The organism is Rhizobium sp. P28RR-XV, assembly GCF_012641385.1.
Taxonomy (GTDB): Bacteria; Pseudomonadota; Alphaproteobacteria; order Rhizobiales; family Rhizobiaceae; genus Rhizobium.
The window spans coordinates 453,515-471,631 of record NZ_JABAIG010000005.1 but is presented as its reverse complement, the minus strand read 5'-3'; the positions used below and the strand labels follow the sequence as shown (position 1 = coordinate 471,631).

General features: G+C 59.7%; 17 protein-coding genes and 1 pseudogene. 13 read left to right on the top strand and 5 right to left on the bottom strand.

What is annotated here, in order from left to right:
- The first annotated feature begins 30 nt into the window (after positions 1-30).
- From HGP12_RS13740 to HGP12_RS13720, 5 genes and pseudogenes are all read left to right on the top strand, one after another.
- Complete coding sequence (locus HGP12_RS13740) at positions 31-939, top strand: hypothetical protein (protein WP_168879105.1); 909 nt, start codon at positions 31-33, stop codon at positions 937-939.
- Positions 932-1,342 carry a hypothetical protein gene (locus tag HGP12_RS13735; protein WP_168878837.1) on the top strand — a complete coding sequence of 137 codons (411 nt, stop codon included), beginning with the start codon at positions 932-934 and terminating at the stop codon, positions 1,340-1,342. Before HGP12_RS13740 ends, HGP12_RS13735 begins: the two co-directional genes overlap by 8 nt.
- A pseudogene (locus HGP12_RS13730) lies at positions 1,258-1,494 on the top strand (SRPBCC family protein); the annotation flags it as partial. The gene HGP12_RS13735 and the pseudogene HGP12_RS13730, both read left to right, overlap by 85 nt.
- A gap of 129 nt (positions 1,495-1,623) precedes the next feature.
- On the top strand, positions 1,624-2,244 hold the full coding sequence (locus tag HGP12_RS13725) for a YdeI/OmpD-associated family protein (protein ID WP_168879103.1): 621 nt from the start codon (positions 1,624-1,626) through the stop codon (positions 2,242-2,244).
- A 210-nt stretch (positions 2,245-2,454) separates the two neighbouring features.
- Complete coding sequence (locus HGP12_RS13720) at positions 2,455-3,204, top strand: 2OG-Fe(II) oxygenase (RefSeq protein WP_168879102.1); 750 nt, start codon at positions 2,455-2,457, stop codon at positions 3,202-3,204.
- 21 nt (positions 3,205-3,225) lie between these two features.
- On the opposite strand, the gene HGP12_RS13715 is transcribed toward HGP12_RS13720, so the two are convergent.
- On the bottom strand, positions 3,226-3,987 hold the full coding sequence (locus tag HGP12_RS13715) for a multiprotein-bridging factor 1 family protein (protein WP_168840513.1): 762 nt from the start codon (positions 3,985-3,987) through the stop codon (positions 3,226-3,228).
- Positions 3,988-4,156: 169 nt separating this feature from the next.
- Between HGP12_RS13715 and HGP12_RS13710 the strand changes: the two genes are divergently transcribed.
- Together HGP12_RS13710 and HGP12_RS13705 are read left to right on the top strand one after the other, a co-directional pair.
- Positions 4,157-6,415, top strand: a complete 2,259-nt coding sequence (locus HGP12_RS13710) for a marine proteobacterial sortase target protein (protein WP_168879101.1) — start codon at positions 4,157-4,159, stop codon at positions 6,413-6,415.
- Complete coding sequence (locus HGP12_RS13705; RefSeq protein WP_168879100.1) at positions 6,412-7,032, top strand: class GN sortase; 621 nt, start codon at positions 6,412-6,414, stop codon at positions 7,030-7,032. The genes HGP12_RS13710 and HGP12_RS13705 overlap by 4 nt, the downstream gene beginning before the upstream one ends.
- A 38-nt stretch (positions 7,033-7,070) precedes the next feature.
- On the opposite strand, the gene HGP12_RS13700 is transcribed toward HGP12_RS13705, so the two are convergent.
- Positions 7,071-8,060, bottom strand: a complete 990-nt coding sequence (locus tag HGP12_RS13700) for a nitrilase family protein (protein ID WP_168840516.1) — start codon at positions 8,058-8,060, stop codon at positions 7,071-7,073.
- Between the two features lie 90 nt (positions 8,061-8,150).
- On the opposite strand from HGP12_RS13700, the gene HGP12_RS13695 reads away from it, so the two are divergent.
- Positions 8,151-9,053, top strand: a complete 903-nt coding sequence (locus tag HGP12_RS13695; protein ID WP_168879099.1) for a LysR family transcriptional regulator — start codon at positions 8,151-8,153, stop codon at positions 9,051-9,053.
- Between the two features lie 137 nt (positions 9,054-9,190).
- On the opposite strand, the gene HGP12_RS34475 is transcribed toward HGP12_RS13695, so the two are convergent.
- The 3 genes from HGP12_RS34475 to uxuA all read right to left on the bottom strand — a co-directional run bounded on the left by HGP12_RS34475 (position 9,191) and on the right by uxuA (position 12,142).
- Positions 9,191-9,316: a hypothetical protein gene (locus HGP12_RS34475; protein WP_281408225.1), complete on the bottom strand. Its 126-nt coding sequence runs from the start codon at positions 9,314-9,316 to the stop codon at positions 9,191-9,193.
- A gap of 136 nt (positions 9,317-9,452) precedes the next feature.
- Entirely contained in the window at positions 9,453-10,928 is a 1,476-nt protein-coding gene (locus HGP12_RS13690; protein ID WP_168879098.1) for a mannitol dehydrogenase family protein, read from the bottom strand.
- The gene (gene uxuA, locus HGP12_RS13685; RefSeq protein WP_168879097.1) at positions 10,925-12,142 is read right to left on the bottom strand and encodes a mannonate dehydratase; all 1,218 of its coding nucleotides are present in this window, start codon (positions 12,140-12,142) and stop codon (positions 10,925-10,927) included. Before uxuA ends, HGP12_RS13690 begins: the two co-directional genes overlap by 4 nt.
- 191 nt (positions 12,143-12,333) lie before the next feature.
- On the opposite strand from uxuA, the gene HGP12_RS13680 reads away from it, so the two are divergent.
- The 5 genes from HGP12_RS13680 (at position 12,334) to HGP12_RS13660 (ending at position 17,922) form a co-directional block, all read left to right on the top strand.
- The gene (locus tag HGP12_RS13680) at positions 12,334-12,981 is read left to right on the top strand and encodes a GntR family transcriptional regulator (RefSeq protein WP_312862882.1); all 648 of its coding nucleotides are present in this window, start codon (positions 12,334-12,336) and stop codon (positions 12,979-12,981) included.
- A gap of 99 nt (positions 12,982-13,080) precedes the next feature.
- Complete coding sequence (locus HGP12_RS13675; RefSeq protein WP_168879095.1) at positions 13,081-14,118, top strand: L-idonate 5-dehydrogenase; 1,038 nt, start codon at positions 13,081-13,083, stop codon at positions 14,116-14,118.
- A 41-nt stretch (positions 14,119-14,159) separates the two neighbouring features.
- Positions 14,160-15,575 carry an MFS transporter gene (locus HGP12_RS13670; protein WP_168879094.1) on the top strand — a complete coding sequence of 472 codons (1,416 nt, stop codon included), beginning with the start codon at positions 14,160-14,162 and terminating at the stop codon, positions 15,573-15,575.
- Positions 15,576-15,799: 224 nt separating this feature from the next.
- Positions 15,800-17,272: a nucleobase:cation symporter-2 family protein gene (locus tag HGP12_RS13665; protein ID WP_168879093.1), complete on the top strand. Its 1,473-nt coding sequence runs from the start codon at positions 15,800-15,802 to the stop codon at positions 17,270-17,272.
- A gap of 272 nt (positions 17,273-17,544) precedes the next feature.
- On the top strand, positions 17,545-17,922 hold the full coding sequence (locus HGP12_RS13660) for a hypothetical protein (RefSeq protein WP_168840524.1): 378 nt from the start codon (positions 17,545-17,547) through the stop codon (positions 17,920-17,922).
- Positions 17,923-18,117 lie beyond the last annotated feature (195 nt).

Sequence of the window (18,117 nt, the reverse complement as noted above, 5' to 3'; positions counted from 1 at the left end):
CGGTTCCAGCAAACTCCGCTGGTGCCCCACATGTATTTTTTCGTTATCGGGAAGCTGCTTAACAAGTCCCCGACTCAATCACCGAAATCAACAAGATGTATTCAACAACACCGCATGCGTTGCAACAGCAAGACGATTTCCCGTCACGCGGCTGGTTCTAAAGTCGGCAAACTGAAGGCCGCATCGCAGGTGCATAGGTGTGATTGCAACATTTTGAATCTTTTGGAAACGAATCGAAGCAGCGGCGATGCTGCCGACCGAGGTAGCTGCCTATCAGGCGCGTTGCCGACATTGGCGTCAGCGGTGACGAAACGGCACATGCATCGAATTTTAGACGCTTTCGTAACGGGCTTTCCACGAGAGGGCCCTATCCGGATGCTGGGGCACCAACAATGTGCCCGGCCGATGGAGGGAACGTTGCGCGTCAGAAACCGGATTCTTCAACTGCACCGGGCCAACCGCCTGGAATACTGGACGGTGCCTCTGCCGATGGAAGACGAGCGGCGGCTTCAGCAGATGCTTCCCGGCATTCTGCGCGGCATCGCCGATCCGGACATTTTCGAGTTCGTGTGGCAGGATTCGCAAATCCGCATCGACGACGATTTCATCGTCCATTATCCGACGGTGGAGGAATGGGAATGGGAAGAGGCGATGACCTGCCCCGTGCCGCATCCGCACGTGTGGATCGAAACCGCTGCCGCCGGCCCTGACGGTGCCGATGAGCGCATCTACATCTGGGATGTCACGCCATCTGTCGGATCGCCTGCTCACCTCAACCCGTCTTACCGAAATTCTTGCCGCCATCTCTGCCGGACGCGCAGCCAAAGCTGCCGAGGTCGATGGCCGGATCATTCGTCTGCAGACGGAACTGACGGAGGTCGAAACACGCCTCAAGCGCATCTACACCATGATCGAGGACGGGATCGCCGAGATGGATGACATCCTGCGGGAACGCATCGCCGGACTGAAGATCGACCGCGAGCGTATTCAGGCCTCCCTCGATCGCGCAAGGACGCATGCCGTGCCTGCCTCAGACATCCCGCCCGCCGTCGTCGAAGAGTTCGGCAGGATGATGCGGGAGAACATAACCTCCGGCGACATCCCCTTCCGCAAGGCCTACATCCAGGCCGTCGTCGATCAGGTCCAGGTCGGAGACAAGCAGGTCAAAATCATCGGGAGCAAGGCAGCCATCCACCAGGCTATGACTGGCGGCAAAAAATTTTGGCCCGGTGTTCGCAGTTTTGAACGGAAATGGCGCTCCTTATCGAGCCGAACAGCAGGCTGTCCTACAGATGGAATTTCGCACATGACGATCCGGCTTTCGATCTGGAGAGTGTCGTGATCTTCACGCTGGCGCCGACGGTGAGAGGAACCCATCTGCGCGTGGAACAACTCGGCTTCCGACCGTATCAGAAACAGGCCTATGGAGGCGCCAAAGCGGGATGGCGGCAGTTTCTTAAAAGGCTTGAACAGGTGCTGGCGAACGTGAGTTGAGACCATTGTCGGCAAGCCGAGGATGTCATCATGCTTACACCGCCCCACCGCCTGCGTTCGTCGGACATGGTATCCTGTTTAACGATGTGCCGACGCGCCGAGTAGCAGAATTAGGAATTGGATGAGGACATGATTACCAATAGCGAGGACTTCTTCAGCAAGGGATGCGGACGCTGCGAGCGCTTTGCGACGCCGGACTGTTCGACCAGGCAATGGATTGACGGTCTGAACGAATTGCGTCGGATCTGTCTGGAGGCGGGGCTCGCCGAGACGGTGAAATGGGCTCATCCATGTTACATGCATGAGGGACGAAACATCGTCATCATCGGCGCATTTCGCGGCGATTTTCGCCTCACTTTCTTTAACGCGGCACTGATGAAAGACCCTCAAGGGATGCTCGAAAAGCAAGGGCAGAATACCCGGCATCCGGATATGATCCGCTTCGTGAGCAATGCCGCCGTGGCGAAGATGGAGCCCGTCATCCGAGCCTATCTGGAGGAGGCGATGGGATATGCGGAAGCTGGTATCAAGCCTGCGAAAGAGGTGGGCGAAATCGAACTGCCGGACGAACTGATCGAGGCGCTTGATTCCGATCCCGAGCTGGCGGAGGCTTTCCACGATCTGACGCCAGGGCGAAAGAAAAGCTACGTGATCAACCTCGGCTCCGTGAAGAAGTCCGAAACGCGAGCCGCGCGGATAGCGAAGTTCCGCAACCATATTCTCGCCGGAAAGGGTGCACTGGAGCGATAACCGACCTACTCGACCGCTATCCTCGCAACCTGTCTGCCGGCCAGCGCCAGCGCGTCGCCACGAGCCGAGCGATCGCACGCTAGCGTCTCATTCATGTGAGCGGCTGAGTGGAAATCGGGTGGCCGTCGTTCAGGTTTGGACGCTAGGATTCGAGTTCTCGCGGCGCCGGGAGTATCAAAGCTCCCAAGCCGCCTACACCGAGGACGCGACATGAACACATCGACATCCATTCCTGCCCAGGCCTCCACGGAAAACCCTGTCGAGGCGCGCGTCGACGCCTATGATTGGAAAGCCCTCACCGGGGAGCTCGACAGCTTCGGCTGCGCCATCCTCCCACAGCTGCTCACGCCCGAGGAGTGCCATGCGATCTCCAGGCTGTACCCGCAGGAGCGCCACTTCCGCAGCCATGTCATCATGGCCCGTCACGGTTTCGGGAAAGGCGAATACCGCTACTTCAACTATCCGCTACCCGGACTTCTGAGCGGGTTGCGCACCGCGCTCTATCCTCATCTGGCCGGCATCGCCAACGGATGGAATGAACGCATGGGCATGGATGAACGCTATCCGGATGAGCATGCGTCCTTCCTGACGCAATGCCATGAGGCCGGCCAGACACGCCCGACACCGCTGTTGCTGCAATATGTTCCCGGAGACTTCAATTGCCTGCACCAGGATCTCTACGGTGAGCTTGCCTTTCCCATCCAGGTGGCGATCCTGCTTTCCGAACCGGGCCAAGACTTTACCGGAGGCGAGTTCGTTTTGACCGAGCAGCGGCCGCGCATGCAAAGCCGCGTGGAGGTCGTGCCCCTTCGCCAAGGCGATGCTGTCGCCTTCGCGGTTCATAATCGCCCCGTACAGGGAACCAGGGGAAGTTACCGTGTCAATCTCCGCCACGGGGTCAGCCGGGTCCGCTCGGGCATGCGTCACACTGTCGGCATCATCTTTCACGATGCCCGATGACGGCTATGCCGGCAGCGTGTCTCAGCCCACGAAGCCGGCGTAGCTCTCGCCGGTAATTCGGCGCATTACCGCGGAATAAGCCTCGTGATTCTGATCTTCGGCCGAAACGCGCCCCAACGATGGTTTTGCAAAGGCCGCGATTGGCAGCAGGGCCAATGGCGTCGAGACGGGCGTCAGATGCGAGCCCTGGCCGGCGCGCAAGGTCGTTAGTAGGCCGAACATCTCGCCGGTGATGCTCGGCCTGGACAATATCGCCATGCGGTATTGCCCGGACGAATTCGTCACGAGGTAGATATGCCCCGACAGATGCGGAACGGATACCGAGCCCTGCTGCGAAAACGAGGCGTCGCTGCGCTCGCGCTCCCTGAAGCTCAGGCAGGCGCGCTCCCCATCCCAGGCGATCTCGGTGCAATAGGCAAAAATCGCATTCGGATCGCCGAAGGACGGGCGAAGCGTCAGGTAAGTGCCCTCGAGCCATGAGACCGACGCGCGGGAATAGGCGCCGAGTTCCTCGGGAGCATGACCGGGCTTGTCGTTGATCGGAGGCGATTGTGCACCGCCCGCATCGCGCAGGACGACTCCCATCGCCTGCTCCAGGCGGATGAGGGTCGCAAGCGTGAAAGGGCGGTGTCCGGAAAGAGCCTTCTCCAATGTCGAAAGACTGATGCGCGCATCGTTGGCAAGTCGCTGCCTGGAAATTCGCCTCCGGGCGATTTCCTCCCTCACTCGCTCCGCCACGGCACTGTTCTGATGATCGGATAGATACGGGTCGCCCTGGACCATTCACTCGTTTCCTGATTGCGTAATTTTCTTCACAATTCCACACATGACCGCCACCGGCAAGACCGTTTGCGGCAAGATGCGGACGAAACAGGGCAAAGCTTACGCTGGCGAGAAAATAGCCTTTGTTCACAATGGCTTCAGTCATTCCACAGCGAACAAGGAGCCTGTCATGTCAGCCTCGCCAAGCCTTTCCCGCAGCCGAAATCGGCAAGCAGTCCTCACGAGAATCGGCCTGCTATTGTGGTTCAGCAATGCCATCCTGCTGCCGGTGCTTGCCGTCATTTTCGCACTGCTTCATCCCTTGGAATCGCACGCGCAGCCGGCGGCCTTCGTCACGCCGAACGACATGGGTGCGGGCAGCCTTCTTCTGCAGACTAAGGAAGAAGGCAAATATATCGAGGCGCCGCGCCTTGCGACCGATGTCGATATCGACGTCAACGGACCGACGGCGCGCGCGGTCCTGACCCAGGCCTTCGAAAACTCGACGGACAAATGGGTCGAAGCCCTCTACGTATTCCCTCTTCCGGAGGATAGCGCCGTCTATTCGCTGAAGATGATCGTCGGCAACCGGGTCATTGTCGCCGACATCAAGGAGAAGCAGGCCGCACGTGCCATCTACGAGAAGGCGCGCAGAGAAGGGAAGAAGGCGACCCTGGTCGAGCAGCAGCGACCGAATGTCTTCACCAATGCGGTTGCCAACATAGGCCCGCATGAAAAGATCGTCGTTCAGATCGAATACCAGCAGGCCGTACACCTAGCCGATGGCCGCTTTTCCCTACGGGTTCCGCTGGTCGTCGCTCCCCGCTACACGCCGCAAAATGCAGAAGCCATCACACAGCAAGCCGATCTGAAAGCCGGCTGGGGACAGACCAAGCAAAGCCCATCGCGCAAGACCGGCGACAAGCCCGTCTCCGCACCTCTGTTGGCACCCGACAGCAACCGCATCAATACCGTGACGCTGAAGGTCAATCTCAATGCCGGCTTTCCGCTCGACGATGTCAAAAGCCTCTATCACACGGTCAAGATCGATAAGGTAAGCGACGGTGCACGGCGGATCGTTCTCGACGGCGAGGCGACGGCTGACCGTGACTTCGTGCTGGAATGGAACGCTGTCGCAAGCAATGTGCCGAGCGTCGGTCTGTTCCGCGAGCATGTCGGCAAGGATGATTATGTGCTTGCCTATGTGACGCCGCCGGCATTGTCGACACCGCAAAAGACCGGCCGCGAAGTAGTCTTCGTTATCGACAACTCCGGCTCCATGGGCGGCACGTCGATCGAGCAGGCACGGGCAAGCCTCGATTATGCCCTGTCCCGGCTCGAGCCGAACGACCGCTTCAACGTCATTCGCTTCGATGACACGATGACCAAATTCTTCCCGGATTCACTCACAGCGACATCCGACAATATCGCCTCGGCCCGCCGCTTCGTCACCGGCCTGGAGGCTGCTGGAGGCACCGAAATGCTGCCGCCGCTCCATGCAGCACTTAATGACAGCCATCAGGCCAATGGATTGCGTCAGGTCGTGTTCCTGACCGACGGCGAAGTCAACAACGAGCAGCAGCTTCTCGATGCCATCGCCCAATCGCGTGGACGCTCGCGCATCTTCATGGTCGGTATCGGCTCCGCGCCGAACACTTATCTGATGAGCCGCGCCGCCGAACTCGGCCGCGGCAGCTTCACCCATATCGGGTCGGTGGCAGAGGTGAACGAACGCATGCGTACCCTCTTCGACAAGCTGGAGAATCCCGCCGTTACCGACGTCGCGGCGGCCTTCTCGGAAAAGAACGTCAACATCTCACCCAACCTTCTGCCCGACATCTATCATGGCGAGCCGCTGGTCCTGGCGGAGCGCATGGGGAAAGCTGCCGGCACCCTGACCGTCAGCGGCATGGTCGGCGATCGGCCCTGGACAATCTCCCTGCCGCTCGATCAGGCAAGCGATGCCAAGGGCATCTCCAAGATCTGGGCACGCCGCCAGATCGATGACGCCGAGGTCAATCTCACGCTCGGCAAGATCACGCAGACGGAAGCAGACAAGCGCATCCTGCAGCTGGCGCTGGAGCATCATCTGGTAACGCGCCTGACGAGCCTCGTCGCGGTCGACACCAAGCGCCTGCGCCCAGCAAACGCACCGCTGACAGCAGCCGCCATTCCGCTGCAGCTGCCGGCCGGCTGGGACTACGACAAGCTCCTCGGCGTCGATGCGGCGCGGGAAGCAAAGGCAGACACCAAGCACCATCAGACGGGCAACAAGTCGCAAGGCGTCGAAACAGCCGCAGATGCTCAGGAAATTTCGGCACCATCTTCCACAAGCCCGCCCCTGCCGCAGACGGCAACACCCGCAACACTCCTCATCCTGCAGGGATTGCTTGCCCTGCTGTTCGGAACGTCGCTGCTGGTCTTCGTATCGAGAAGGAGCAAGGCATGATCGCCGTCGCTCGGATCCAATCAATCGGGAGCGCGCCTGCGCGCTCCCTTCTGTCCCTCGCCGCCGGCGTTTTGATAGCCACAGGCCTTTTCCTCGCCGCTCAGGGGGGATGGATCTACGCGAAAGCAGCTTTGGCGCAGGTTCTGCTGGAGCGTGCCTTTGCCGAAAGCGTGACGTCCGGCTTGCCGGTCAAGCCCTGGCGCTGGGCCGACACCTGGCCCGTGGCGCGCATCGAGGTTCCACGTCTCGGCGTTTCCGCCATCGCCCTTAATGGCGCAAGCGGTCAGGCGCTGGCCTTCGGCCCCGGTCATCTCGACAACACGCGGGAGGCCGGCGAGAATGGAATGGCGGTTTACGCGGCCCATCGGGACACGCACTTCACCTTCCTGCGAAATATCAAGGAAAATGACCAGATCAGGATCACACGCCGCGACGGCCGGATTTTCACCTTCCGCGTGACGCATATGGCCGTCGCACGCTGGGATGAGGCCGGGATCGACCCCGACGCGCGAGGCGTTCACCTCGTGCTCGCGACATGCTTTCCCTTCGACGCCGTGACCTCAGGGCCGCTTCGCTATCTTGTCTATGGCGATCTTGAAGAAACGGCCATGCCATGACGACTCGGGTGAAATGCCCTGACATCTTGCACTAGACCCTATTTGTTCGGCCCCGGCTGCTCGATGCCGCGGGTAGACGCTTCCGAGTAACGCGCGTCCATGGCTGAAAGACCATTGGCATTGGGTTGGGTCAAGACGCCGTAGAGTTCCGGGCGGCGGCCCCTTATCCAGCGCTGGCCTGTGCATTTGTCGAGCAGAGCCAGATCGATTTCAGCGCTCACCCTTGCATCGGCAGCCGCCCAGGTTTCAACCAGAATCCGTCCATAGGGGTCGAGGATCATGGCGTTGCCGGTTCGCACTTCGTCTTCATCCTGGCCGACGCCGTTGCTGAAGACGATGAACATCCCGTTGTCGTGCGCGCGCGAGGGAAGCCAGCGCATGAACCACTCCCGGCCATTCGGACCGCGAAACTCGGCTTCCATCGCCTCTGGATCTTGGTGACGATTGATCCATTTTTCGACGGGTATTCGCTTCAGCCCGTGCGGGCTTACCGATTGGCCGCCGCCTGCCTGGTGCGGCGCGATCAACAATTCGGCGCCAAGCAACGCCGTTACTCGAGCATTCTCGATCAGATTATTGTCCCAGCAGATCAGGATGCCGGCGCGAATTCCCCAAGGCGTATCGAAGACCGTGAAGGCATCGCCGCTGGAAATGAGGCGATGCTCCCAGGCATGCAGTTTGCGATGGCAGTGGATCTTTCCGTCCGGCATGCAGACCGCATAGCTGTTGTAGAGCTTCTCATTCTCGCCCGCTTCCAAGAAACCCGCGCCGATCGCGATGCCCTTCTCCCGTGCCAGAGCGGCCACCCGACTGAGCGAGGGGCCTGAGAGCGGCTCCGCCAGCGCCTGCAGCGCGGGACCATCGAGCTTGGGAACGTGCCAATATCCGCAGATGCACATTTCGGGAAATACGACGAGCTGGTTGCCCGCCTGAACGGCTTCTTCCGTGAAATGCACTATGCGCGAGAGATTGTAGGCCTTGTCATTGGCCCGATGCTGAAACTGCACGGATGAAATCTTGAGCGCCATGTCGATTGCTCCTTTTGTCTCGAAGCAATTTGACCACGCGCCTTCTCTTTCGTAAAATGACTTTATCGATTAAAATTATTCTTAGATAGAATGGAAATAAAACTCCTCCGATCCTTCGTTCAATTGATCGACACCGGCCATTACGGCAAGGCTTCGGCAAAACTGTTCGTCACCCAATCGACCCTGACCAAGCAGATACAGGCTCTCGAAGCGGCGATGGGTGGAGCGTTGTTCGAACGTGGTCGTCATGGCGCGAAGCTGACGCCACTCGGAGAGCTGTTGCAACGCGAAGCACGCCCGCTTCTTCGCTTGAACGACGATGTCGACCGGAAGATGCATCGCGCCATTACCGGCCTTACCGGATACCTCGATATCGGATTTGGAATATCGACGCTGGTCGCCGCACCGCAATTGATCGCCAGCTTTCGTGCCGTGACACCGGATTGCAGCATCACACTCAACGACCTGTCTTCACGGGACCAGCATCAGCGCCTGCTCGACGGCCGGCTTGATATCGGTTTCTGCCGGGCGCCGGAGGAAGATAGTGGCCTGGCGTTCATGCCCGTACTCGAAGAGCATCTGGCACTGGTGCTTCCAAGTGGAGTGACGATGCCGGCCCAGGGTTGGTTGACGGAACTGAATGAGCTCGGCTTTGTGGCACTTTCGCCATCGCGCGGGCCAGGACTGGATGACCAGATCAAGCGCTGGTGTTCGCTCGTCGGCTTCGAGCCCCGTATCGTCCAATATGCGGATGATATACTGACCGTGCATGCCATTGTTTCTGCCGGCCTGGGCGCGGCATTTCTGCCCTGGCGTGGCGTGCAGGCATTGGCTGGGTCAAGCCATAAGCAGTCTCTTTCAGGACCAGAATCAAGATGGCCGGTTGGGATTTGCTGGCATCGCAGACATACGAGCCCACTATCAGCCCGCTTTGTGGATCATGTATCGAAGAATCTTGAATTCGACCGAGCGCAGGCCGAGCGGCAATCCTGACGCATCGGCGTTCTGCGATGCAAAGCGATCGCTCTCTTTGCCAGCAATGGGGCTATACATCCCAACGCCATTGTCCAAAAGGCGCTAAACGTGAGTCCACTCGACGTCGTCGGTGGACGGCTCAAGCGCCTTGATTGTCAGAACGAACCATGCAGCCAAAGCATTGTCGGCGTGCCGAGAATTGCTGCGGCAATTACCGCCGAAACCGCCATCTTGATCGCCTTGATGCGCCGCGTCCTGACGCCGCTCCAGTCGTAACTCACAATCACTAACCCTCACAAATCATTAGAGATTCGCAAACTAGAGCTCAACGGGCCCTCGACAAGGGAGGTGTGTGATTCGTCCACAGCGGATATTTTTGAGACTGTGCTCGTCATCTAAGACGGCATCAGTCGCATGCTAATGCACCAGTTCGGAAGCAACCGCCGCCTGCATCCCATCCCTCATCATCTTGCCAAGCCGGGACGACACGGCATCCAGCCATTGGGGATCAGAGCGAAGGCGGTCAGGAAATAGGCCTGGAAGGGCATGCAACGCCTTGGCCAAGTCCGACGGCGAGCGGCTGCTCGAAACAGCCTTGGCGATATCGGTCTCGCGCGGGTCGTTGAGGGCATAGACCGTGCCGTCGTCCAGGCGCCCGAGACAATAGCGCATCCAGGCTGCAACGGCGAAAGCGAAGGGCCCTATATCCGCGTCTTCGGCCAAGAGTTCGGCGGCCGGTGTCAGCAGGCGCTGCGGCAACTTCTCAGTACCATCCATTGCAATCTGGCGGGTCTCGTGGGCAATGGCCGGATTGGCGAAGCGGGCAAGAATATCCGCCGCATAAACATCGAGTTCTATGCCGGGTAACGGCCGAAGCGTCGAAGCCGCAGCGCTCAGATGCCGCATGATCAACGGTCGGAAACCGGCCGGGCCGACCGTATCGCGGACATAGCGCCGGCCAGTCAGGAACCCCGCGTAAGCCAGCATCGAATGCGATCCGTTGAGCATGCGCAGCTTCATCGTCTCATAGGGACGCACGTCATCGACAAACAATGCGCCGCCTGTCTCCCAGGCCGGGCGTCCGCTTGGAAAGCGATCCTCGATCACCCATTGCCGAAAAGGCTCGGTTTCGATCGCGGCATGGTCCACACAACCGGTTATTTGCTGGGCATCGTCGAGCGTCCGCTGGGTTGCCGCAGGTGTGATGCGATCGACCATGCTTGACGGAAAGGCGACATCCGTTGCGATCCAGTCGGCAAGCGCCGGGTCGAATCTGCGGGTAAAATCAATAACACCAGCCCGGACGAAAGCTCCGTTGTCAGGCAGATTATCGCAGCACAGCACGGTGAAAGGCGCCGTGCCGGATGCGCGCCGTCGCTTCAGCGCCTCCGTCAGAACGCCGAGTACGCCAGTCGGCTGCGCAGGTTTTGCCAGATCTGCCGCAACGGCGGAATGGTTGAGATCGGCCGTCATCCTGGCGCGATCGATGCCGTAGGCCTTCTCCGTCACGGTCATCGACACGATACGCGTCGCCGGATCCACAAGCGCCTGCATCAGCGCGGCAGGCTCACGGCTCGCGGCGATGACGCGTTCGATGCTGCCGATGACCCTTGCACGTGCCCTGGCAGCATCGCGTTCGATCAGCGTGTAGAGGCCGTTTTGCGGATTGAGGGCGTCGGCAACGTCATGGCCGCGAAGGCTCACGCCGACGATACGCCAATCACCGCCGCGAGCGGCAAGCGCCGCATCCGTATAATCGGCCTGATGCGCACGATGGAACGCACCGACGCCCAAATGCACGATGCCGCAACCATGACGGCTTGGCTCATAGCCGGGCCTTGACGCGGAGCCGGCTATATCGGCGAGCGAAGACAGGCGTTTTCGATCGGTCATGCCCGCAGTCCTGCCGAGGGATGGGATAAAGCTGTCTCGATGCCGCGCAGTTCGGCAAGCCCCTTGAGCCGACCGATTGCGGGATAGCCGGGCTGACCTTCGCGCTTGAGGTCATCGAGAATATCCTGCCCGTGATCCGGCCGCATCGGGATCTGCCAGTCAGCGCGCCCACTGGTGGCGCGCCGACGCTCCTCGCGCAGGATGGCGGCAATCATCGCCACCATGTCGGTGCCGCCTCCAAGGTGCTCGGCTTCGTAGAAGGAGCCGTAGACACCGCTGGATTCGCGCTTGACGTTGCGCAGGTGCAGGAAATGTACGCGATCGCCGAGCCGTTCCATCATGCCGGGCAGGTCATTGTCCGGCCGGGCGCCCAAAGATCCGGTACACAGCGTGATGCCGTTTACCGGACTGTCGACAGCTTTCATCAGCGCCGCATAATCCGCCTCCGTCGACATGATGCGCGGCAGGCCGAGAAGCGCGAACGGTGGATCATCCGGATGGCAACAGAGCCGCATGCCAAGCCGTTCCGCCACGGGAACGACTTCGGACAGAAAATCTATCTGATGAGCCCGCAGCCGGTCCGCCGAGACATCATCATAGTCCTCCAGATGGGCACGCACGTCCGCCAGCGTGAAGTTTTCGGCAGCACCCGGCAGGCCGCAGACGATATTGTTTGCCAGCCCCTGCCGTTCCTCCTCACTCATGCCAGCATGCCTCTCGCGCGCCTGCTCCACGAGCCAGTCGGGCAGCTCCTGTGCGGCGGCGGCGCGGGCGAGAATAAAAAGATCGAAGGCGGCAAAATCGACCAGATCGAACCGCATGCAGGTCGAGCCGTTGGGCAGGCGCCATCTCAGATGGGTTCTCGTCCAATCCAGAACCGGCATGAAATTGTAGCAAATCGTTTCGATGCCGGCGTCGCGAAGATGGACAAGGCTGAGCTTGTAGCTTGCGATATGCTCGCGCCACTCGCCCTTCTGCTTCTTGATATCTTCCGAAACAGGCAGGCTTTCGACCACATCCCAGGCCAGATCGGAGGGGCTGCCATCCGTCATCCGGCCAATTTCGGCCTTACGCTTGGCAATCTCGGGTGCGGACCACACAGCTCCGGTCGGGACGTGATGCAATGCGCTGACAACCCCCTGCACGCCAGCCTGCAGCATATCGTCGATCGAAACCTGATCCCGCGGCCCGAACCATCGCCAAGTCTGCTTCACGATATCACTCCTTTCCGAGACGGCATGATCTGCATGTGTGATTGCATTAGCACGCGGGATTGTGATTGACTAGTATGGTAGTCCACTATAAATGAATAGCCATGGCGACGATTGAACCCCCAACCCGAATAGCGGCGCAACGCACGGACGAGACCCGATCAACCGTATGGTCGTTGGAAGCGACGGCCCCCGTGGGGCCGCAAATATACAAAGCGCTTCGCCGGCTGATCGTGCGGGGCGAGTTCAGTCCCGGCACCGCGATGTCGGAAGTGGATATTGCAGGGCGATTTGCCACGAGCCGCCAGCCGGTGCGCGAGGCCTTTATCAAGCTTGCCGAGGACGGCCTGCTCGAAGTCAGGCCGCAGCGCGGTACCTTTGTTCGAAAGATCAGCATCGCTCAGGTGATCGACGCGCGTTTCGTGCGCGAAGCGATCGAAACCCATATCGTACGCGAGCTTGCGACCAAAGGCGACGCTCGCCTGATCAGACATCTTCGCCTGCAGCTGGAAGATCAGGCGGCAATCCCGATCGACAGGCCGGACGACTTCATGAAATTGGACGAGCAGTTTCATTGGACCCTGGCCGACGCCGCAGGCCGGTCCTATGGCTGGAAGGTCATCGAAGACGTGAAGCTGCAGATGGACCGCGTGCGTCACCTTACATTGAGAAGCTTTCCGCAGCAGAAACTCGTGCGACAGCATACCGCCATTGTCGACAGCATCGAACGCTCCGCCCCGGACGAGGCCGAGCGCGAAATGAGACAGCACCTGCAGCTCATCCTGGAGGATCTGCCGTCGGTCGAGGCGCAATATCCCGATTTTTTCACGCCGTCGACCTAGCCGTTTGGCAATCGGCGCAGCCAAGGCAGCGGCGCTGATTGGCTGCTCAGAGCCGTGTCCGAGCGGTGATGGCCATCCAAGACACACAGGAGGAAGCTCATGAAGACGAGAGCTTGCGTGCTTCACGCTCAAGGCGACATACGCATCGAGGAGCGCGAGATCGGTACGGTCGGCGACAGACAAGTCCTGGTGCGTGTTGGAGCCGGGGGGATCTGCGGATCGGATATCCATTATTTCTGGGATGGCGGGATAGGCACCATCCGCGTCACCGAACCGATCATTCTTGGTCACGAGGTCGCCGGCACCGTTGAGGCCGTCGGCGCAAGCGTTGGGAACGTGAAACCGGGGGATCGGGTGGCACTTTGCCCGAGCCGGCCCTGCGGCCACTGCCACTTCTGTCAGATCGGACAACAGCAGCATTGCCTGGAAATGCAATTCTTCGGAAGCGCGATGCGCAAGCCGCATTGCGATGGCGGCTTTCGTGATCTCATTGTCATCGAGGATTTTCAATGCGAGCCCGTCGGTGAGGCAAGCCTGGACGAGGCTGCCTGCGCGGAGCCACTCTCGGTCGGTCTTCATGCCATCAACAATGCCGGCAGCCTGCTTGGCAAGAGCGTGGTGGTTATGGGAGCAGGTCCGATCGGCGCCCTACTGATCGGCGCGGCACGCATGGCAGGCGCGCGCGAAGTCGTTGCGGTCGACCTGGCGGAGGCTCCGTTGAAGGCGGCGGAGAAAATGGGAGCCGCCCTGACCATCAATGGCGGCGACGGCGATCGCCTCGCCAGCTATTCCGAAGACAAGGGATACTTCGATGTCGGTTTCGAATGCACCGGATCCGGCGTCGCGCTAGGCAATCTGTTTCCTATCGTGAAGCCGCGCGGCACCATCGTTGCGGTCGGTGTCAGCAACGGCTCGCATATTCCGTTCAATGCCCTGGTCGGAAAGGAGATCCGGCTGATCGGCACGCATCGCTTCCATAGCGAATATGCCCTGGCCGCCCGGATGATAGCGGAGCGACGCATCGATGTGCGGCCGATCATCACCTCGACGATACCGATGGAACACATCCGCGAGGCGTTCGATATCGTCCGCGACCGGACCACGCAAATGAAGGTGCAGCTCAGCTTCGCGACATAAGCAATCAAGGCGCAATGATCGACAATATGGAGGAGGAGTGAATGGCAGCAATTGATACTCATGATCCGGCAACCATACGGAAATTGTCGGATGAAGCGACGAGAGTCCTGTTAAACAAGCCCAATACGATATCCAGCACGCATGGCGGCTGGATGATGATCGCAACTATCCTCATCGAGGCCTGGGACCTCTATGCCATCGCGTTTGTGCTGATCTTCATCAAGACGGATTTCAATCCGACGGCGGCACAGCTCGGTCTTGCCACCGCCGCCGTCCAAGGCGGCGCCTTGATCGGTGCGCTGCTCGGGGGGATTTTTGCCGACTATTTCGGACGGAAAAAGGTCTTCATCGGCACGATGATCCTGTTCATCATCCTGGCGATCGCGCAGGCTTTCGTGCGCGACATATGGGAGCTGATCCTCATACGCTTCCTGATCGGTATTCCGCTCGGCAGCGACATCTCCAATGGCTATGCCTACATCATGGAATCGATGTCCAAGGGCAAGCGCGAACAGATGGGCAGCCGCTGGCAGTTCATGTTCGGGCTCGGCGAGGTATTCGCCATTATCATCATCACGGTGATGTATGTCATCGGCATGGACCATTCGCTGTTATGGCGCGTCGCTCTCGCACTCGGCGCCGTTCCCGCGGCGATCCTGCTGTTCTGGCGCCTCGATCTGCCGGAGACGCCGCTTTCCCTCTTGCAGCGCGGCCATTTCAGAAAAGCCAAGGAGGTTTCCAAGCGACTGTTCGACGATCCGCTCGACATGCTTCCGAACGAGGATGTGAAACTCCCCAAGCCTAAGCTCGGCGATTTCCTCAAGGTTATCTGGGCAGATCCGATCAAGAAGCGGGCGACGATCTTCTCATGGATTTCCAACGCATGCCAGGGCGCGGAATTTACCGCCTGGGGCTTCTACCTGCCTGTTATCCTGGTGCTGAGCGGTGTCGGCGTATCGAGCGACGGCAATATCACCGGCACGAACATGGTGACGGCGCTGATCTTCTGCCTTGCGACGATTTCCGGCTATGTGGCGCCTCTCATGCTTCCCAAGATCGGCCATCGCGGCGTTGCCATGTGGGGTTTCGGCCTTGCATTTTTCGGCCTCATCCTGGGCGGCCTCGGCATCCAGTATGACTGGAAGATCATCATCGTCGTCGGCGCCTGCATTCTTATGTGGGGCCATTATTGGGACGCGTCCAACGGTATGACCATATCGTCCATGGTCGCCCCAAGCCGTTTCAAGGCGACGGCGTCGGGTTTCGGCTACGTCTTCGTCAAGGGAGCTTCTTTCTTCGGCGCCTTCGTGTTTCCCATCCTCAGCGAGCAGTTCGGCAAGGCTGGCGCGACCTTCTCGGTGGCGATCCTGTCGCTGATAGGATTTCTCGCGGCCAAGTTTATATTGCCAGAAGTCTATGGCTACGTCGAAACCGAAGAATTGTCCGATCCCCAATAAAGGCTTGTGACGACGGAAGCCACCGGAGCTGAACATTCGGTGGCATCCGGCATAGGCGCAGCATGCGCTACCGACACGGCTCCGAAACCCGCCGAGCCACGCGGCCCCTCACCCACCGGTAAGGTGTTTCGCATTTTTCTATAAAGTCACGCGGAGCCAGTCACCGTAACTTACCCTTCTCATTTGGAGGAAATGAGAAACGCAAAGGTATGGAGGAGATTACCTTGGCAGCAACCGCAGAGGAAAATACAGCATCCCTGTCCCCCGAGGACGAAAAACTCAGCCTTGGCGCAAACCTCGCCTACGGCCTTCAGCATGTTCTGACGATGTATGGCGGCATCGTTGCCGTTCCATTGATACTCGGTCAGGCATCCGGCCTCTCGCCAACCGACATCGGCCTGCTCGTGACGGCCTCTCTGTTTGCGGGCGGCCTGGCCACCATCCTGCAGACGATCGGGATACCGTTCTTCGGCAGCCGCCTGCCTCTTGTGCAAGGCGTGTCCTTTTCCGGCGTCGCGACGATGATTGCCATTACCGGACATGGCGGCATTCAGTCTGTTCTTGGCGCCGTTATCGCGGCCTCATTCATCGGCCTCGCCATCACGCCGGTATTTTCGCGCATCACGCGCTTCTTTCCACCGCTGGTCACCGGCATTGTCATTACGACCATCGGGCTCACGCTCATGCCGGTTGCGGCAGGCTGGGCCATGGGCGGCAACAGGAATGCACCGGATTTCGGCAGCCAGGCCAATATCCAGCTCGCGGCCGTGACACTCGCGATCGTCTTGCTGCTCAGCAAGCTGGGGAGTGCGGCCATATCGAGGCTCTCCATCCTACTCGCGATCGTCATCGGCACCGGCATCGCTTATGCCATGGGCATTGCCGACTTCTCGCGGGTCATGACTGGTCCCTTCCTCGCCCTGCCGCAGATCTTCCACTTCGGTTATCCGGTCTTCGATACGGCGGCGATCGTCTCGATGTTCATCGTTGTCATGGTGACGCTCGTTGAGACTTCCGCCGATATTCTTGCCGTCGGCGAAATCGTCGGCACCAAGGTCGATGCCCGCCGGCTCGGCAACGGCCTGCGTGCCGATATGCTCTCCAGCATCCTTGCCCCTGTCGTCGGTTCCTTCACGCAGAGCGCCTTTGCCCAGAACGTCGGCCTTGTCGCGGTGACCGGGGTCAAGAGCCGATATGTCGTGGCAACCGGTGGGCTCTTTCTCGTCGCTCTCGGACTGCTCCCGGTCGTCGGCCGCATCGTGGCGGCCGTCCCGAGTTCCGTGCTTGGAGGAGCAGGCCTCGTTCTGTTCGGAACGGTGGCCGCGAGCGGGATCCGGACCCTCGCCAAGGTCGACTACGACAACAACATGAACCTCATCATCATGGCGACTTCGATCGGATTCGGGATGATCCCGATCGCATCTCCTGGCTTCTATGAGCATTTTCCCGCGTGGGTCATCACCATTTTCCACTCCGGCATAAGCTCAGCAGCATTGATGGCAATCACGCTCAACCTTCTGTTCAACCATCTGAAGGCCGGCAACTCGGACCAGCAGTCGGTTTTCGTCGCGGGAACGGAGCGTCTGATCCGCTTTCAGGATATCGCCATTCTCCATGACGGCGATTACTTTCTGAACGGCAGGCTCTATGATGCCAACGGCGCAGAGGTTCCGCTGATCGCCGCGGAAGCCCATTGACCGCCATATCCATCAATCGACTTGCTTGAAAGCGCGCCTGCTTTCAAGCCATTTATCATTCAGCCTCGGGAATCATCTACCCCGATGTGGCGCATGAGCGAGGTGGATCAGTCCCAGCACGACAACCGGACTAAACCCTTTGAAAGCCCGGTCTCGGGATTGACGGAGCGGCGGAAATCACGACAAAGTGCGCCCGCATAACCCTCTCCATCGAATTGCCCCGGCGTTGGAAGGGGCCAGACAGAACCTCGTAGCGAGCAGGAACGATAGCCATGGCCAAGCTTTCCGATATGACAAAGCACCGCGGCTTTCCATCCGGCATGCCAGGAACAGGCATCCAATTCACCATTCGCCGCGCGAACCCCAGGGGCGTGACGCCGATCAAGCAGCTTCCTCGCCGCGCGCGGCCGGGATCGCAGGAACACCGTGTCGATGCGGCCTTCCTGCACGCGCTCTGGCACCAATTCGGAGCAGAACCATTCGAGCGCGGTAACCTCGACGCGGCCCGTCTGAACCTGCTCTTTGGACGTGAGGTCGTGGCGGCTGACAAGGATTTCGATCCGATGTCCTATGAGGCGATGCTTGTCATCAACGAAAAGCTGGCGCGCGAAAATTTTCCGGAGGCCTTCGAAGACGTCATGGAGGTCTGACGACGTCACGCCCTGTCTGGGTTCGTTCAGAACCTGCTCCGCAGAGCTTGCCGACGCTCACGCAGACCGGGTTGGAACCGCACATAAACTGCTTTCCGAAGATGTCGGCGACTGGGTCTCCCGGCGGTGTTTGGAAAAATCTTTCCGCAAGGAGAGCATCGTTTGGTTGCCAAAAAACCATAATTGTTCCACCTA

Bases quoted from the DNA above. Each gene is read 5' to 3' on its own strand.
- HGP12_RS13660 (WP_168840524.1), top strand. From the start codon at position 17,545: ATGGCCAAGCTTTCCGATATGACAAAGCACCGCGGCTTTCCATCCGGC.
- HGP12_RS13725 (WP_168879103.1), top strand. From the start codon at position 1,624: ATGATTACCAATAGCGAGGACTTCTTCAGCAAGGGATGCGGACGCTGC.
- HGP12_RS13715 (WP_168840513.1), bottom strand. From the start codon at position 3,987: ATGGTCCAGGGCGACCCGTATCTATCCGATCATCAGAACAGTGCCGTG.
- HGP12_RS13710 (WP_168879101.1), top strand. From the start codon at position 4,157: ATGTCAGCCTCGCCAAGCCTTTCCCGCAGCCGAAATCGGCAAGCAGTC.
- HGP12_RS13675 (WP_168879095.1), top strand. From the start codon at position 13,081: ATGAAGACGAGAGCTTGCGTGCTTCACGCTCAAGGCGACATACGCATC.
- HGP12_RS13740 (WP_168879105.1), top strand. From the start codon at position 31: ATGTATTTTTTCGTTATCGGGAAGCTGCTTAACAAGTCCCCGACTCAA.
- HGP12_RS13690 (WP_168879098.1), bottom strand. From the start codon at position 10,928: ATGACCGATCGAAAACGCCTGTCTTCGCTCGCCGATATAGCCGGCTCC.
- HGP12_RS13695 (WP_168879099.1), top strand. From the start codon at position 8,151: ATGGAAATAAAACTCCTCCGATCCTTCGTTCAATTGATCGACACCGGC.
- HGP12_RS13670 (WP_168879094.1), top strand. From the start codon at position 14,160: ATGGCAGCAATTGATACTCATGATCCGGCAACCATACGGAAATTGTCG.
- HGP12_RS13705 (WP_168879100.1), top strand. From the start codon at position 6,412: ATGATCGCCGTCGCTCGGATCCAATCAATCGGGAGCGCGCCTGCGCGC.
- HGP12_RS13700 (WP_168840516.1), bottom strand. From the start codon at position 8,060: ATGGCGCTCAAGATTTCATCCGTGCAGTTTCAGCATCGGGCCAATGAC.
- HGP12_RS13735 (WP_168878837.1), top strand. From the start codon at position 932: ATGGATGACATCCTGCGGGAACGCATCGCCGGACTGAAGATCGACCGC.
- HGP12_RS13720 (WP_168879102.1), top strand. From the start codon at position 2,455: ATGAACACATCGACATCCATTCCTGCCCAGGCCTCCACGGAAAACCCT.